Annotated in this window: 9 protein-coding genes and 2 pseudogenes; 2 read left to right on the top strand and 9 right to left on the bottom strand. The window is 53.7% G+C overall.

Translation table 11 applies throughout. From position 1 onward, the window contains the following. Positions 1-29: 29 nt before the first annotated feature. Positions 30-3,884, bottom strand: a complete 3,855-nt coding sequence (locus tag ACR0KC_RS09840) for an Ig-like domain-containing protein (RefSeq protein WP_480771783.1) — start codon at positions 3,882-3,884, stop codon at positions 30-32. 349 nt (positions 3,885-4,233) lie between these two features. On the opposite strand from ACR0KC_RS09840, the gene ACR0KC_RS09835 reads away from it, so the two are divergent. Then, positions 4,234-6,147 carry a M10 family metallopeptidase C-terminal domain-containing protein gene (locus ACR0KC_RS09835; protein ID WP_480706181.1) on the top strand — a complete coding sequence of 638 codons (1,914 nt, stop codon included), beginning with the start codon at positions 4,234-4,236 and terminating at the stop codon, positions 6,145-6,147. A gap of 20 nt (positions 6,148-6,167) precedes the next feature. Here ACR0KC_RS09835 and ACR0KC_RS09830 read toward each other — a convergent pair whose 3' ends face one another. The 8 genes and pseudogenes from ACR0KC_RS09830 to ACR0KC_RS09795 form a co-directional block, all read right to left on the bottom strand. Beyond that, the gene (locus ACR0KC_RS09830; protein ID WP_170394559.1) at positions 6,168-7,475 is read right to left on the bottom strand and encodes an HlyD family type I secretion periplasmic adaptor subunit; all 1,308 of its coding nucleotides are present in this window, start codon (positions 7,473-7,475) and stop codon (positions 6,168-6,170) included. Further along, a complete protein-coding gene (locus ACR0KC_RS09825) occupies positions 7,475-9,214 on the bottom strand; it encodes a type I secretion system permease/ATPase (RefSeq protein WP_170732718.1) in 1,740 nt (579 codons plus the stop codon). The genes ACR0KC_RS09830 and ACR0KC_RS09825 overlap by 1 nt, the downstream gene beginning before the upstream one ends. 360 nt (positions 9,215-9,574) lie before the next feature. Further along, complete coding sequence (locus ACR0KC_RS09820) at positions 9,575-10,891, bottom strand: nucleotide sugar dehydrogenase (protein WP_480706179.1); 1,317 nt, start codon at positions 10,889-10,891, stop codon at positions 9,575-9,577. Positions 10,892-11,088: 197 nt separating this feature from the next. Next, a pseudogene (locus tag ACR0KC_RS09815) lies at positions 11,089-11,851 on the bottom strand (IS5 family transposase). Between the two features lie 261 nt (positions 11,852-12,112). Next, positions 12,113-12,850 carry an SDR family oxidoreductase gene (locus ACR0KC_RS09810; RefSeq protein ID WP_480706177.1) on the bottom strand — a complete coding sequence of 246 codons (738 nt, stop codon included), beginning with the start codon at positions 12,848-12,850 and terminating at the stop codon, positions 12,113-12,115. After that, positions 12,847-14,169: an FAD-binding oxidoreductase gene (locus tag ACR0KC_RS09805; RefSeq protein ID WP_480771782.1), complete on the bottom strand. Its 1,323-nt coding sequence runs from the start codon at positions 14,167-14,169 to the stop codon at positions 12,847-12,849. Before ACR0KC_RS09805 ends, ACR0KC_RS09810 begins: the two co-directional genes overlap by 4 nt. Then, on the bottom strand, positions 14,166-14,582 hold the full coding sequence (locus ACR0KC_RS09800) for a GtrA family protein (protein WP_480439083.1): 417 nt from the start codon (positions 14,580-14,582) through the stop codon (positions 14,166-14,168). The genes ACR0KC_RS09805 and ACR0KC_RS09800 overlap by 4 nt, the downstream gene beginning before the upstream one ends. Positions 14,583-14,584: 2 nt before the next feature. Further along, positions 14,585-16,024, bottom strand: a complete 1,440-nt coding sequence (locus ACR0KC_RS09795; RefSeq protein WP_480706174.1) for a UbiA family prenyltransferase — start codon at positions 16,022-16,024, stop codon at positions 14,585-14,587. A gap of 672 nt (positions 16,025-16,696) precedes the next feature. Between ACR0KC_RS09795 and ACR0KC_RS09790 the strand changes: the two are divergent. Further along, positions 16,697-17,277, top strand: a pseudogene (locus tag ACR0KC_RS09790) (IS5 family transposase); the annotation flags it as partial. Between the last annotated feature and the right edge of the window lie 50 nt (positions 17,278-17,327).

Below are 17,327 nucleotides of genomic sequence, written 5' to 3'. Positions count from 1 at the left end.
TGTGCATCGCCCCAAGCTACGTGCGCCGTTTAGGCCGAAGCGCCAGTTGGGTCGGTGATCAGGATGTTGTCGTCGGACAAACTGCTCAGATCGGAAAGGCCGTCGAACTGTGCAAGCGCTTCGACCGACGCAGAATCTGGGCCAGAATAGTCAACCTTGACCAGAATGCTGTCAGTGCCGTCCGTTGCCAGCAGATACATCTCATCACCTGATTGAGCACCATTCAGGTTTTCGGCTGCGCTAGTGATTGTATCCAGATCAAGGTCCGAAAGCGTGGTCTCCAGCCCGATGAAACCGGTGTTGGCACCAATTGTGCCGCCGGCCACCAAGGTCTCCACACCGGTCCCGTCGCCGCGAAGCGATGTGGTATTCAACCCCTGGAACATCAAGGCGTCAGAAACGCTGGCTGCTGGGCCCAGTGTGAAACCATTGATCGTATCAATGCCATTTGAAGATGGGTCAGCTTCGAAAACGATGACGTCTCGACCCCCCCCGGACACATCTATGGTGTCGTCGCCCTGGTTGCCGCGGATGACATCATCAACATCCGAGCCCGTAATGGTATCATTCCCACTGGTGCCGAGATGGAGCTGTGATGGCCCTCCGTCTGGAGTGGTCAACGTCAAGACGATGGGTTGGTTCGCGTCCTGAACTGTCATGGTAAATGTCACCACAGGCTGCGATAAATCCCCATAGCTCGTGGCCGCGCCCGCGAAACTGATTGCGGAACCTCCATTCGGGTTAGCCAGAAAGAGATTGAAGTCAGGGTTTTCTGTCTCGGAGCCGCTATCGTAGGTCGCCACCGAAGGATCGAACCCCAGCTCGGCGGTAAAGGCCAGACCGCTTGAGATATCGCGATCGGAATCTGCGTAGACCTCGAACGTCACTGTCGTTCCGCTGCGACCGGCTTCAACGATGGTGTAGGCCGCAGGAACATGAGCAATTGCCTGTTCGGACACCGGATCAGGATCGGGGCCGCCTGCGACTGTCGCCTGTGCCGCGAAATCGAGGGCGTCTCCCGCTTCAATCGAGGCAAAGCTTGCAGCAGGCGCGGACAGGGTCCAGCTCCCATCGGCTGCAACTGTGGCCGAACCAAGCGAGACCGAGTTAAGCGTGACATCGACCGCTTGTCCGGCAGACAGGCCTGCGGAACTGCCTGATACGGTCATTCCAGTGTTTTGTGCATCGCTCAGCGAGACGGCATTGTTGGAACCCAGATCATCGATATAGAGGATAGGCTTGAAATCCGTAGCCAACATGGTTGTCGCATCGGTTGCGGGGTTTCCTGCGGCGTCTTGAACCGAGGCCGTGACCGCAAAACTGCCGCCATCTGCCAAGCCGGTCAAATCCGCCGAAGGAATGCTTGTGCTCCACAAGCCACCCGAAACCACCGCGCCGTAGGTCTGACCATTCAGGCTTACAGTGACAGTCTGCCCGTCCTCGGCATTTGTTGTCCCCGACACGCTGAGATCCGTTCCCTGTTCAACGATATCCAGAACGGAACCAACCGAAAGCGGGTTCAATGCAATTGTTGGTGCGCTGAGGTCGGTGCCGAAGCTGGTGGTCGCCGCATTCGTGTTGCCAGCCGCATCCGCGATCGATGCATTCACGTCATAAGGTTGACCGTCCTGCAGGCCGCTCAAATCGGCAGCGGCAGCTGTGTAAGTCCAGGTGCCGCTGTTGACTGTAGCGGTCCCGCCGACCAGAACTGCACCTCCGGACTGGACAATTTGTACTGAAACTTGCGTGCCATTCGCGGCGTCAGATGTCCCCGATACGACCAGATCCGTTGCCTGTTCGGCTAGGTTGACCACGGCTCCGTCGGATAGCGATGAAATGGCAAGCGATGGGGCGGTGAAGTCCGTGTCGAAGCTGTTGGTCGCCTGTGTCGCCGGATTGCCGGCGGCATCCGATACATCCGCTATCACGCTGATCGTAGCTCCATCGGGTAGCGCCGCCAAATCCGCCGAGGGGACACTCACCGACCACCCCCCGGTTGAGGCCTGTCCAGTGTAGGATTGGCCGTTCAGATTTACGGTGATTGTCTGACCATCTTCGGCGGATGTAGTGCCCGTAATGGTCAAGTCCGTACCACGTTCCGCAGCATTCAAAAGCGCTCCGCCCGAAAAACTGTCGATACTCAGAGTTGGGGCGGTGACATCTTTGGATAAGTTGACGCTGACTTGCGGGGCGACAAGGCCGTCGGCGTCCGTCACGTCGCCCGTGATATTGAAGTCTCCACCATCGGCAAGCGCTATGAGATCGGCGCTGGGGATTGTCACACTCCAACTGCCGCCCGAGACCGAGTCGGTATAAGTCTGCCCATCAAGGGTTACTGTTACCTGCTGCCCGTCGGTTACGTTCCCTGTTGTCCCGCTCACGACCAGGTCAGATCCGGTTTCGACCGCATTCAGGATAGCCCCGACCGACAAGGGAGTGATTGCAATTGATGGGCCCGTAAGATCGACCGGAACGGATACCGATATCGGTGTTGCCGAATTGCCTGCTGTGTCGCTGACGGCAACTGAAACGGATGCGGGCACACCGGTAGTCAAACCAGACAAATCGGCATTCGGGATCGTCACTGACCAACTGCCGCCCGATACAGAACCCGTGTAATCCTGACCGTCGAAAGATACATTGACCATCTGGCCGTTTTCAGCTGTGGTCGTGCCCGACAAGACAAGATCCCCAACGACATCGGCCAGATCTATTGAACCGCCACCCACTGGGATTAATGTCAGATCAGGCGCGGTCAGATCAGTTTCAAAACTTCCATTGGCCTGAGCTGCTGGGTTCCCTGCGCGATCCAATACATCAGCCGTCACCGTGACGCTTGACCCGTCTGGCAGCGTGGTAAGATCTGAAGCGGGCACCGAAACGCTCCAGCCGCCGCCCGAAACGGTGCCACTATAGGATTGCCCACCAATCGCTACCGTTACGGTCTGCCCATTCTCGGCATCCGTTGTGCCAGAGATTTCGAGATTTGTACCTTGTTCTGCAGCATTCATTACCGCACCCGCCGAGAATGTATCGATGGTCAGGACCGGCGGAATGGTATCAACGTCGAACCTTGCGGTTTCAGCCGATAGCTCCATCCCGCTACCATCCAGATGGCGCACAGAAACATCCGAGATCCCCTGAGGCAGGGCCGCTGCCTCGGCCTGCGTCAGTGAAACGCTCCAGCTCCCGTCGCCTGCAGGAGTGACTGATTTTGTCACCGATCCGATGGTAACTTCGACAGTCGTTGTTCCTTCCGGCGCTGTTGTTTGGCTGCTGAGATTGCTCAATGCGTTTGATTGCAGCTCAGCCAGGTTCAGGCTGGGCGGTCGAGGAGGTGAGGGGGTAACGGTGGGTTCGGCATCAGTTTCATCGTCGCTGTCTCCACCGCCGCCGCCTCCGCCACCGGCAGCTGCAGCACCGGCTATTCCCAACCCGCCCAAGGCCAGCCCGGCACCGCTTACGCCACCTGCGGTCGCTGCGGTCGCACCTGCGGCCTCTGCGGCTAGACCTAATTGTGCAATTTCGCCGACGACTTCATCTGCAACCATTATGGTGCCGTTTTCCAGAATCTGTACGTTCTCGGCAGAGACAACAATCGTCCGCCCATCTGTCAGTTTCAGCTGCACGTCGCCATTCGAAAGCAGCTTTGCCACCCGAACGCCCGGAATTGACTCAGCAAACTGATGAGACGCAAGCTGTTCATCGGTGGCCTGCGCAAGAGCTGGTAATGCGAATAGTGTCGAGCCAAGGCCACCAGCAACCCCGCGTCCTACCCATCGCTGAAGTTTTTTGTCGAACCATTTGCGGATATGGCGCGTACGTTGCGCATCGGGCCCGGCGTCCGTGGTCGATTTACTGGTCGAAACGGTATCTTTGGTCATTTTGCCCTCTCATTAGATGGACGCTGGTCGTTGCGTGATATGCTGTTTTCGGCCGATCTGGTCTGTGGTTTGATCTTCTGAGCCATTCGACCGCTGCGAAAAATTTGAGTTAATCTGGAACTGAAGTCCTTGTTTTCACCACATTTCTGTTCTGGTTCAGAACCGAACATCGTTTCATCCTGTATGTGTTGCCAGGGGTGGCAGGGGGTAACGGGCGATGATGCTTCAGTTCGAAAGAGTGGTGGCAACGGGGACCGCAGCGCTCGATTCAGGTATCGGCGATACGGCTTTAAAAACGTTTAACGGGGAAACGTATCTTTACAGCACGAGCGGATCCGGGGGAGGGCTCGTGTCTTGGCACCTTGTGGAGGGGGCTGGCCCACAAGAACAGGACCAACAATATTTCGATGCCTCGATTGCCCATCAGGTCGGGCGCAGCGGAACCCCGATTCATCTGGCGGGCAATAATCAACTGGTCCTCGATGTCGATACCGCCACAGGACTTGTGGGTTATGAACTAAACGCGGATGGCACTATCGGTGCCTTGCAAGAAACCGATGCCTTGACGGGCGGCGGAGATATCGCTGCAGCGGTTCAGGTGACGATTGGGGCTGGTGACTTGCTTGCGCTTGCGCATGAGGACACAGGCCAGATCGGCACCTATATTATCAATGGTGATGGATCGCTGAGCCCGGCGCATAGCATCAACGCGTCTGCCAGTACGCTTCAGACCCTGCAATCGGGGTCGAATCATTTCATTGTCGGCGCAGATGCAACCAGTGGAACAATCTCGGCATATTCGATCGATCAAGTCAGTGGCGTGCTCTCTGAGGTTGCCGGTAATGACGATATCCAGACGCTGGGCATCAGTTCTCCTACGGCGGTTGAGACAATTCAAGCCTATGGAAAGTCATGGATTGTTGTGGCCGGATCGCAAAGCAATTCGCTAAGCGTTATGGAATTGGACGCCAGCGGGCGGTTAAAGCCGACGGATCATATTCTGGACACCCTGCATACCCGGTTTGGGGCCGTACAGGATCTTTCAGTCCTTGAGGTTGATGGGCGGGTTTTCGTGGTGGCTGGGGGCGGGGATGATGGGATCACGCTGTTTACAATGACGCCGGACGGGCAGCTCATCCATATGGATAGTTTTGCAGATACCCTGGACAGTGGATTGCAAAATGTCCAAACGATCAGCGTTGCGCCTATGGGGGATGAGCTGCAGATATTTGTATCATCTCAACAGGATGCAGGGCTCACTCAGTTGAGCGTATCGATTGCCGACCTTGGAATTGTTGTCGAAGGCTTCGGTACAGTAACCGGTACCGCGCAGGACGACATGCTAAAAGGCGGTATACTGGACACTATTCTGGACGGCGGAGCAGGGGACGATATGCTGATTACGGGCACCAGTTCCACGACCATGACGGGTGGTGCTGGCGCGGACATCTTTGTGATCCGTCAAACAAGTGGCCCGACTTTGATCACGGACTTTCAGGCTGGCACCGATCGTTTGGATCTGACCGATTATCCTTTTCTGCGCACCCCAGCGCAGTTGGATTTCACTTCCACCGCTCAAGGCGCCCAAATCGCTTATCGCGACGAAACGATAGAACTTGTTTCAGCTAATGGCACGTCCCTGACAACTGAGCAGGTATTCGGCGCAGGGTTTGGTGGTCCCGATCACATTCCTGTCAATCTGGGTAGCGGGCCGGATAACAACTCATCAGACGGGGTAGCTGGTGGGTTCACGCTGAATTCGACGACTCCAAACGCAGCGTTGGGAAATGCTGAAATCCGGTTCACCCCAGACGGAGGGTCTGCAATTGTTGCGCAGGCAAATGCACAAGGTGAATTTGATCTGGATCTACCAGACGGCGCGTTTTCCGGCCAATTGGACATCATCAAATCGTATTCAACGGCAAGCAGCGAGATAACAGCGCTGGATGCATTGCAGGTTTTGCGCATGTCGGTTGGCCTTGATCCGACATGGGGTCCGGCAACGGCCGAAAATTACATTGCGGCCGATATCACCCGGGATGGATCGGTAAACGCGTTGGATGCGCTGGCAATTCTTCAGGTTGCGGTTGGCCAGCCTTCTGAGCACAACGCTGAGTGGGTTTTTCTGGATGCAAATGCGGATCTATCCGAAATTTCACGCAGCAACGTCACCTACGAAACCGGAGCAGAGGTCACAATAGTTGATAGTGATCTGTCGGTCGACATGACCTCAATACTGCTTGGCAATATCGAGGCAGTTTGAATGCGACTGCGTGACCGGTGCTATTCTCGAAACGCGCGGTAGAAGTAATCTGCCAATGGTTTGACCAGGTAAGAAAGCGGAGTGCGTTCATCAGTTTTGATCATGGCTTCGACAGGCATACCTGGCAACAGTTCCTGACCATTCAAACGGTCCAGTTGTCCTTCGTCAGGCACAACTTCAGCACGGTAGAAGGTAAAGCCGCTTGTCTCATCTGTGAATGAATCTGCTGATACATTGATCACACGGCCATTCAGCTCAGGCGTGTCGCGTTGATTGAATGCGGGAAAGCGCAGGGCGACTTCCTGCCCGCGATGTAACTGATCCACATGCAACGCATCCACCCGTGCTGCGACCAACAAGGGCGTATCCTGTGGCACTACATACATCATCGGCTCACCCGGCTGGATCACAGACTGGATGGCAAAAACCTGACTGTCGTAAACTGTGCCAGCGACGGGTGCACGGATGTCTAGACGCGACAAACGCTCGGAAAGGGAAAGACGACGTTCCGCCAGTTCTACAACGCGAGACTGCACATCCCGAAGCTCGGTGATGGCTTCTTCGCGCCGCGTGGCCTGTAATTCAACAATTTGAATCTCGGTCGTGGCGATCTGGCCTGTCAGTCGCGCAACTGTGGATTCGAGGCTGCCGATTTGCCCTGTTAGATTTGCCTCTTCCCGCTGCAATGCAGAAACGCGGCTGGCCTGTGTCAGGCCGCGATCAAGCAAACCTTGCTGATCTTCGAGCTCCGTTCTGATCAATTCGACCTGAGTATTCAGTGACGCCAATTGCGCCTGCGTCCCCTCAATCTCGTTCTGGATCTGTATCTTCTGTTTCCCAAGCTGGTCGATCTGCTGGGTCAGCGTTTCCAACCTGGCGTTGAACAGACGTTGTTGGCCTTCCAACAGATCGTCGTCGATCGATTCGCGGGCTTTGAGCTCTTGCAGATTTTGCTTTAACGTATCTGCGTTCGCACCATCCCGTTCAGCCTCTAGCCGGGTCTTTCGGGCAAGTAACTCAAATAGCTGAGATTCCACGATCGTTTGCTCCGAGGCCAAAAACGTATCGTCAAGCCGCAGCATCATGTCCCCACGCGCCACTGCGTCACCGTCACGTACGAATATCTCGCCTACAACGCCACCATCGGGGTGTTCGATGACCTGACGATTGCTCTGAACTTCGATCACACCTTGCGAGATAATAGCACCGGCCAGCTCAGTGCGGACGCTCCATAATCCCAGTCCCAGGATCAAAACTGCCAGAGCCAAAAGGCCGACAAAAGCGGGCGCTTTGATACTCCAAACGGGACGTGAACTCTTGTCTGCCATTATTCACCCACCTTGTTCAGGTGCCTTTTGATAACGTTGGCGTTTTGGACCATCGTGTTCAAAACTTCATCGCGCCCACCGGATTTGACGATCTGGCCTTTCTCGACAACGACAAGATCGTCGCATTCCGAGATCGCTTGAGGCCGGTGCGTCATGATAATCGTGGATTTGCCCGCGCTCTTGAGCTCGCGGACCGCATTGTTCAGGGCGAGGGTTCCGTCTGCATCCAGGGCCGAGTTTGGCTCATCCAGAATCAACAATACCGGATTACCATAGAGAGCGCGCGCCAATGCGATCCGCTGTTTCTGCCCACCGGAAAGCTGGCTGTCATTGCCCTCCAGGAAGGTATCGTATCCTTTCTCAAGTCCCAGAATCAGCTCATGTGCATTCGCTGTTTTCGCCGCTGCAACAACCGCTTCGGGATCAGGGGTTTGTGACATCCGGGCGATGTTTTCAGCAACCGTTCCGTTGAACAGCGTCACTTGCTGCGGTAGATATCCAATATGCCGCCCCAGATCGTCGGGTTCGTACTGATCGAGTGTCGCACCGGCCAAACGAATTTCCCCAGCGGCCGGTGGCCAAAGGCCCAACAACGCTTTGGCAAGCGTTGTTTTGCCTGACCCGCTTTTCCCGATCACACCCAGGGCCGTGCCAGGGCGCAACTCAAGAGATGCGTTCCGCACTGTCGGGATCTTCGCGCCCGGAGGGATCACCGTCAGTCCTTTTGCGACAAGATGCGCCTTGGGATCGGGCAGTTTGGTACGAGACGATTCAGGAGGCGTTGAATCAAGAAATGAGTTCAGGTTAATCCATGCCGTGCGCGCGCGTTCGATCATCGACCATTGACCCACCGCCATTTCGACCGGAGCCAAGGCGCGACCCAGAAGGATCGTACCTGCGATCATAGCACCGGGCGTCATCTCGTTGCGCAAAACCAGCAACGCGCCGAGCGCCAGCATAGCGGATTGCAGAAACAGTCGCAGAGACTTCGTCAGCGAGGTAAAACTGCCGGTCCAGTCGCTTGCAGATATGGATTGAGACAGCGCTTCGGTGCGCTGGTTCAACCAGCGTTTTGAGACATCTTCCTGCATGCCCTGAGATCTGACGACCTCGGCAGCTTGTCTGGCGTGTTCAGAGAAAGAATTTGCTTTGGCAGAGGCGATTTGAGCATCTGACACTTTGCGATGGGTCAACGCTTGGTTCAGCAGCGCGATAACAATCAGAAGCGTTCCACCTGCGACGGCCAACCAGCCAAGCAACGGATGGAACAGGAAGATTGCGGCCACAAAAATCGGCGTCCAAGGGATGTCCATAACCGCCAACAAAACGGGCGAGGCGCATAACGCGCGGATCGATTCCAGATCTCGCAATGCAGTCGCAGGTGCTGATCGAACCTGTGGGAACAATGCGCGTCGCATGGTCCCTTCAAACACGCGTTCATCGAGTGCTGATTGAAATCGCGCTCCGAACCGAGCCACGATTCGGCCGCGCGCATAGTCCAACATCGCCATCAGCGCATAAAGCAGCGCGACAAGCAAAAAAAGCGCTGATAAAGTCTCGACCGAGCGCGACCCAAGGACCCGATCATACACTTGCAGCATGAACAGCGGTCCGGTCAGCATAAGCAGATTGACAAAAACGCTGAAAATGAAGGCAAGCGCCAGGAAACTGTTCCCTTGGTTGCGCACCTTTCGCAGCTCATGACGCTGAGGCGGGGTGTTGCGGTTTTTCAAGCTCACGCGTTTTGGCCCTTGATTGCTCACAATTGGAACTCGTCAACAGCCAATCTTCCTGTACCCGAAGGCGGCCTGACATTTCCCGCAACTATATCTGCCTACCTGCACCGGAACAACGCGCGTTTCATGCGGCGCCAGTTGTTTAGGCGGTGTTCGTACCGATGAATTGATTGGAATGGCAGGAAAGTGCCGACATTTTTGCCTTGCGGGTCCAATTCTCAGCGCATTCATCCAGCGCTTAGGACACCGTCAAACCATTCAGAGTTTTGGTCCCGCGTAAGCGGTCATACGAGCGACAGCCGTTCCTAAGTACCATCCGCCAGATGTTCCGGCCCAGCTACGCAGAGCCGGTCGCAGTTTCATTTAAGCACGAACAATATTTTGCTCAGAGGTACGGTATTTACCGCGGGTGTCGATGAGGAGCTTCGCGTGTTTTTTGATCAACTCATAATCAAAGGCATCGTGATTGGTCGCCAGAATAACTGCATCCTGCTGCGACAGAACCTCAGGGGTAAGGGTCTCAGATGACAATTCGAAGAAGTGTTCCCGCATCGTGGGAAACTCGGGCACATGGGGGTCCGAGTAGCTGAGGTCTCCTCCATTGTCTCGGATCAGCTCCATCAAGGTGACAGAAGGGCTCTCTCGCATGTCGTCGACATTTTTTTTGTACGCAATGCCCAAAACCATGATTTTACTGCCACGAATCGCTTTGCTGCGATCATTCAGCGCATTGGCGAGTTTGCCAAACACATATTCCGGCATCGCCGTGTTCACTTCACCGGCCAATTCGATGAAGCGTGTGTTGATGCCGTATTCACGTGCTTTCCAGGTCAGGTAAAATGGATCGATAGGGATGCAGTGCCCTCCAAGTCCCGGACCCGGATAGTAAGGCGTAAACCCGAAGGGTTTGGTCGCGGCCGCGTCGATAACCTCAAAAATATCGATCCCCATGCGGTCAGCAACGATTTTCATCTCGTTCACGAGGCCAATGTTTACCGCCCGGTGGATATTTTCCAGAAGCTTTGTCATCTCGGCAGTCTCGGTCGAGCTTACCGGTACGAGCTTATCAATCGCGTGCTCATAAAGCGCGATACCCGCCTTCAGGCATGCCGCTGTATGTCCGCCGACCACTTTTGGTATTGTATTGGTCGTAAAATCCGGGTTGGCGGGGTCTTCGCGTTCGGGTGAGTAGACAGCAAAAAGATCCTCACCAACCTCAAGTCCATTTTTCTCAAGCCGAGGCAAAACTTCTTCTTTGGTTGTGCCTGGATAAGTCGTGCTTTCCAGCGCAATAACCTGACCCGGACGCAAATGATCTGATATTTGGTCACACGTATCGGTGACAAAGCTCAGATCTGGCTCGCGATATTTGTTGAGTGGAGTTGGTACACACAACATAATGCCATCCGCCTCAGCGATGCGCGAGAAATCTGTAGTGGCCTCGAATCCACTTTTTCGCGCCTCTGCAATGCGGTCATCGTCGATATGCTCAATTGAGCTGTGACCGGAGTTTAAATTCTGCACCTTTGTGGTATCCAGGTCGAAGCCAATCACCCGGTATCCAATTTCGGTATATCTGAGGGCCAGGGGTTGTCCGACATATCCCAGTCCAACAATCCCGATCACAGCCTGCTTCGCAGTAAGCTTTTGTAGCAGGTTGTTTAGTGATGTCTGTGTCATGATAAAATCGCTCTTTATCTAAGTCTGCGCAGGATAGTCAGAGGGGCCCCAAATACGAAGTCGCGTCTCTACTAGTTGCTTTGTTGAAAAAGGCAATGGGTATTTGGGTCGCAAACAGATTTGGCGATTGTAATCTCGCTAGGCACAGAAGCGATTGATTCCCCTATTGGGAAATGAACGGCAGTTGGGCTCAGTACTCATAGCCAATAGATGACGGTTGCGGCGAGCGCGATTGCCGATAGGAAGACTTTGGGGCAGCGATCGTATCGGGTTGCGACATGCCTCCAATTCTTGAGCCTGCCGAACATGATCTCGATCCGGGTGCGCCGCTATTATCTTCGCATGTCGTAATTGTCCGCAGTTATTCACTGGTTTCAACCGGGGGTACAGGCCCGTATCCCTTTGTCTTTCAACGCTTCTCGAAACCAATCAGCGTCACAACCTCGGCCCCCGAGCGGTAGTCGACATCTGGCAGGCTGCTCAGCAAAGCCCGCGCACCATCATGGTCGCTGACTTGACCGGCAGCAACAGAGAGGTTTAGCGGACGCATCTGGCTGTCGCAGATGGCGTGCAGCTTAGTATTCAAGCCGCGCTTCGTGCGATCGATCAGATCACCACACCCCCTTTTTGACGCCCAAACTGTACGCCGTTTGGTGGGTTTCAAGTAGGTCGCGTCGATCATAACAATCCTCTCCTCGCCGCGCTCAGCGGCCAAATCGTTCATCATCTGCGAAAAGATACCCTTACCGCTCCACCGTTACCAACGGTTGTACAGGGTCTTGTGTGGCCGTATTCCGAAGGCGCGCACCGCCAGCGTAACTCATTGCGGTTGATGAAAATAATTCCAGTTAGGACGCGCTAATCATCAACGCGGGGTTTGCCATGGAGCTTTGGGAGATAGGGCTCGAGACGTGCCATCCGCGCGTCGTTCAACCAGAAGAGATCAGACCTATTCACCATTCGTTTTGTGAACAGTGAATCAGGCAGCAAGGCGGAAATCAATGGGTCCTGAGCCTAGGCATTAGCAGAAGTACTAAACGAGTAGATTTCCCATCCACAGTCTTTCAGTAATGTTCCGTCGAAACTCGCGCAGTCGCCTGATATTGAATTTTGCCTTAGAGTTTTCTTGCGATGTAAAAATATGCAAAATACCTTTTTCGGATAAAATGGAGCTGCGCGATAGATTGAGGGATCTCAACATTTTTTTTGCATATTTACTCTTCAGATTTTCATTTTTTTGAAGATTGTTTCCGGAATAAGGGTGATGATCATCATGATCAGCCTCCAAATCGAACGAACATATATCACATTGCGTCCTTTGATCAGTGCGCGAGAAATGGCTTCTGCTACTTCTTCTGGCGCCGCAGTAAGACGTGCAGGCAGGTCCATGCCCTCTGTCATTCGCGTGGCCACAAAGCCTGGCAGAACCGTAAGAACATGGATATTCCGACGAGCCATGCGGTTACGCAGACCGGAAAGGAAGGCCGTGAATCCGGCTTTGGCCGAGCCGTAGACATAGTTGGTGGCACGCCCGCGCAAACCTGCAACAGAGCTGATACCAACGATTTTGCCCGAACCGCGTTGATCGAAGCGATTTGCCAAGACAGCCAGAATGCTGGCGGGCCCTTCATAGTTGGATCGCATGACTGTCACTGCAGCATCCACATCTTGTTCATTCTCTACTTGGTCACCCATCAGTCCGACAGCACAAACAGCGATCTGGGGGAGCTCGGGTAGATCGTCGACAAAACTTGCATGCGTTTCGAATGCGAGAGCGTCAAAGACGTGAAGAGTAACCGGCACATTATAACGCAAAAGCAAATCCTTCTGTGCCGTTTCCAAATGTGCGGGATCTCGCAGTGCGAGCTGTATTGGATGACCGCTTTTTGCGAATTCGTGGGCTATCGCAAGACCAATGTCGGATCGTGCCCCCAAGATTAGCACTGCACCTTTGCTCATAGTTTGAGCCTTTCTGATTGTTTTGAACGAAAACTGCTGCTTAGCCCGGCTTCATCGCGGCGGGCGGCGAAAGCAGCGGCGCGTGGATCAGAACGGTGCAAAGTATCGGCCGGCATTCGGCTGTCTTTAGCTAGATAGAACCGGCCGCCATGGTCCATCGTGATTTGGTCGAGCTGCGACATCAGCGAAAGCGTTCGCTGGTTTACCGGGAAATCCAGAGCCAATGTGTAGCCCAACATTGGGAAAGAAAATGCGCTGTCTTGCTGGCCGAACCGCTTTAGCACCGCCAAGAAAGATCCGGCCCCTGCGGCGGATGTGGCTTGAAGTAGCGCAGTTAGGCCGCGTTTGGAGTGCTCCAGAGGTAGCGCACATTGGAATTGCATTAGTCCTTTGCGCCCATAGATCTTGTTCCAGCCGAGGATAGCATCGAGTGGGTAGAAATAACTGTCCCAATCCACCAGTGTTTCGCCGCTTTCGCGAGAGCCATTCCAATAATAGAGCCCATTGAACCCTCGCACAGACAGTCTGTTTAACAGTCCTTGCGGAAAGTCGAACGGAATAGACAATTTCCTTTTCGTTGGAGTTTCGAAAGGATACCTCAACTTGTCCCCTGATAAATCGGCGCGCGTGGCGTGCTCCCCCAGCATCAAAAGAGAACGACCGAGTTTGTCATCCCGGCTTAGGCAGTCGATCCACGCTACCGAATATGTTGCGTCCTGAGTTGCTTCAAATGCATCAAGCGCTGCATCTAGATTTGGCAACGGTCGCAAGGTTTGACGTATCCAGGCGCTTTCGACTGGGCGTAGACGAAGAGCTGCGCGCAAGATGATACCCGTAAGCCCCATTCCACCGGTGGTCCAGTTGAACAAATCTGCATTTTCCTGCGGCGAACAGCGCTCTATCCTACCTGCTGGTGTGACGACATCAAGCCAGTCCACAAAAGCGCCAATACTGCCCTCTTTGTGGTGGTTCTTTCCATGCACGTCTGCAGCGATCATGCCTCCGAGCGTGACAAATTTCGTCCCCGGTGTCACAGAAGGAAACCAACCTCGTGGAAGGAATGTTGATATCACATCAGCCAGCAATACACCCGCCTCGGCGACTAGAATGCCAGCCGACGCATCAAATGAGAGCATCCGATTGAAATGACGCATCGAAACGGTCTCATTCGATCCAATGGCGCTGTCCCCATAGGCACGGCCATTTCCACGGGCAATGACGGCATGCTCGGATACCAATGCAGACAATTCCGCCTCGTTCCGCGGAGCCTCGGAAGTGCCCTGATAGACGGGAAATCTGCCCCATCCTTCAAGCGTCATGCTGGTTTCGCTCTCTGCGAGTCTGTGAAGACAAATCGGCGATCTAAATGGTATTTAACCACATAACCAATTGTCAGGCCGATGATCGCTCCGATTTCTCTCATCAAGTTGGATTTCCAGATCACCCAGAACGTGGTTTCTGTTGCCCAGAAAATCAATGTCGTGACAATTCCCATGGTGGTATAGAGAGTAAATTTCCGACTGTGCGCGCGGATGCTGCGTGATGTATCGGCGAAGATCCAGCGCTTGTCTAGGAAGTACTTGATTAGAAGCCCCACAAGCGTGCCGCAAAAGACAGCAGATGCAAATCCCCAGGTTGACGAATTGATCGACAGTACCAAGCGTTGCATTCCCAAATTGGCTATGGTCGCCAAGACTGCGAAGACCGTATACCGAAATACTAGGACCTCCACACTCACAATACTGTGCCTCCGATAACAAAGCTAACCATCAGGATAACGCAAATCTGGCTTGTGCGGTCACGTGCTGCAAAAACAACTGGATCATCGTGCATTTGTCCTCGATGCGTTAGCATCGCTATCCGTGATATCCAATAAAACAAGATGCCGCAAATCGCTCCCAAAACTAGGGGTTCGGAGTAGAGAACCATCACGGAAGGAGAATTGATATAGAGCGCCATCACCAATATCGAAACGTAGCCGGAGGCAACTGACATCATTGAGACTACAGGCAAATCTTCGACCTGGTACCCCCTGCCTTCAGCCTTCAACTTGCCACGTGCTGCATTGTCGATTAGTTCGGCCTGCCGCTTGACGGCAGCCAATGAAAAAAAGAAGAATGAAGAAAATACTAGGAGCCATACCGATAGCGGAATGCCTGTGGCCACAGCCCCTGCGGTGATCCTCATCGTATACAGGGCGGCCAGCGTACAAATATCGATGATCATACGGCGCTTCAGCGATAGCGAATATGCCGTTGTAATGATGAAGTACACTGCCATAACAAATACAAAGGGCCAACCTAGGAGCGTGGCAATTCCCGTTCCTGCCCCCATAAGCACCACGAGCATCAGCGCGCCATGCGAAATGGGTAACGCACCTGATGCAAACGGTCTTTCTCGTTTACGCGGATGGGCTCGATCTGCGCGTAGATCCAGAAGGTCGTTCGTCACATACACGCTTGATGCGATTAGTGAAAACGCAACGAAAGCCCCGAGGCTATGTAATATCGCAGAAGCCGAAAAATCATGTGCCGCAAAGGCTGGCAAGAAAACGAGAATATTCTTCAGCCATTGATGTGGCCGGATCGCCCGTAGGTAAGAGCTAAAGCTAGTTTGACTAGTTTGGAGGTGTTCAACACGCGTATCAATCGAGTCGACGACTTTGCGCAGAGACGGTGAGACATTCACCGTGACTGCTTGGCTGGAATGTTCCCAGATGGGCAAATCCGCTGTCGCATCACCCATATAGGCATAACGCCCCGAACCGAAATGCTCCTCCAAGAAAGCGGCCTTGTTAGCCCCTTTGAGGTTCTGCTTTCCATTTGAGCCATGTACTTCGTCGAAGATATTAAGATGCTTCGCGATGCAATCGGCAATTTTTTGATCGCTAGCAGTAACCAGGGCGGTTCGCCCTCCCGCTCTACGCCAACTCTCGATATATTCAATGACCTTCAAATCATAGGGGAGGGTTGACGAGTCGATATCTGCGCGCGCGGCCAGTTCGCGTTTTAGAGCTGATCTGCCCGCGCCCAACGCCTTTATTGCGCGAAACGGTGTGCGCCAGTTTGACGAGAAAGCTGCCCAGAAACTTTCGTGCAGCATATCTGATCTGAGCAGGGTGCCGTCGAGATCAACCACCAAGGTGTCTGGAGATGTGGTTTGCCGGTTTAACATAATACAGTCTTGCTCCAGACAGCATGAGGTTTCACGTTTGAAATCAACTCCTTGAAATCGGCAAAATATATTTGATTTAAGCCCGTGCAGCTATTTGCGATAATGAGGTGGGGGTGATTTAGATGCATTGCTAATCTCTGGCCAATTTGACGCTACAATGCGTAGGTGCCACTCGGGTTGCTTCTTCTGGCACCGGTTTATTGCAAAGCATCCGGTAGCTTCTTCTAGCTGGCAAAGTTACAAGCGCGTAGGCTCAGGTGTACTAATTTAACAAGTATCTTAGGCAATAATAAAATACTAGCAAGATAACTCCTCAAAGCTGTCTAAGTATCATTTGTGCGTCTAAGCTAAGCTCCCGCGGTGTCGCGAGAAACGTCGCATTTGACGCATGTATCAGCCAATAAAATTGGATCCGAAATCGGGCCCGAGTGAAGAATATGGCATATGGAAGCGCTACACCGACACAGAGTACCAGAAACAAGTACTCTATGCGTGGAAACGGGATTCGTCGTCGCATGGCCAAAAGGGCTGTTAGTGGTAGTATCAGGTTTATATAGCTGATAGCAGGATCGCCTCACGCGTATCAATTCTAGTGTCACGATGCATCGATTTTGTTAGCACTGTATATTTAGCAGCTCGGATAGCTGAGCTTTGATATGAGCGGTCCTTTCGACGCTCTGTAGCCGATGGAAACTTAGGAACGAGAAAGGCATCTTCGCGCGGATGATGGCTGGGCTCGCTGCCGAACACTGCAAGCAAAAGACTGTTATGATCGTGCAATCCATCCGAAATTGCACCATACCGCGACGAGTATGGCTGCCAAAATGGGATGTGGTCGTCTGATTGGTCAAACCAAGGGCGGTATGAACACCAAGCTGCGTGCGATCTGCGATAGCTAGTGGCTACCGGTCAACCTGCTTGTCACCGCCGGACAATTCAGCGACGACGTTGGTGCACACTCGCTGCTTGGCAGCTTTCCTAATTCGAATGGCAGTTCGGGGATCGCGGCTACGATGCTGACTGGACCCGAGAAGCGTTGTGAGACGAGGGGGCACGTGCCTGCATTTCGGGTCGAAAGCAACGCAAGACCCCAGTCAAATATGCCAAAACGCAGATACGAGCGGTGAAACCGCATCGAGATCGTGTTCGGCGGGCTAAAGGGCTGCAGGCGCTTGGCGACGCGCTTCAAGCGCTGTCCAGAGGTCTGTCCCTTTACCATTGCTCTCGTGGCGGCCGTCATCTGTTGGTTATGAAGGTTGACCCTACTGTTAAGTTAATCTGAACCCGCGTCAGTAAATCAGTC

The organism is Ruegeria sp. CF3, assembly GCF_056537365.1.
The sequence above is the reverse complement of the archived record's forward strand: the minus strand, read 5'-3'. Positions and strand labels throughout refer to the sequence as shown.

Bases quoted from the DNA above. Each gene is read 5' to 3' on its own strand.
- ACR0KC_RS09840 (WP_480771783.1), bottom strand. From the start codon at position 3,884: ATGACCAAAGATACCGTTTCGACCAGTAAATCGACCACGGACGCCGGG.
- ACR0KC_RS09830 (WP_170394559.1), bottom strand. From the start codon at position 7,475: ATGGCAGACAAGAGTTCACGTCCCGTTTGGAGTATCAAAGCGCCCGCT.
- ACR0KC_RS09820 (WP_480706179.1), bottom strand. From the start codon at position 10,891: ATGACACAGACATCACTAAACAACCTGCTACAAAAGCTTACTGCGAAG.
- ACR0KC_RS09810 (WP_480706177.1), bottom strand. From the start codon at position 12,850: ATGAGCAAAGGTGCAGTGCTAATCTTGGGGGCACGATCCGACATTGGT.
- ACR0KC_RS09805 (WP_480771782.1), bottom strand. From the start codon at position 14,169: ATGACGCTTGAAGGATGGGGCAGATTTCCCGTCTATCAGGGCACTTCC.
- ACR0KC_RS09795 (WP_480706174.1), bottom strand. From the start codon at position 16,024: ATGTTAAACCGGCAAACCACATCTCCAGACACCTTGGTGGTTGATCTC.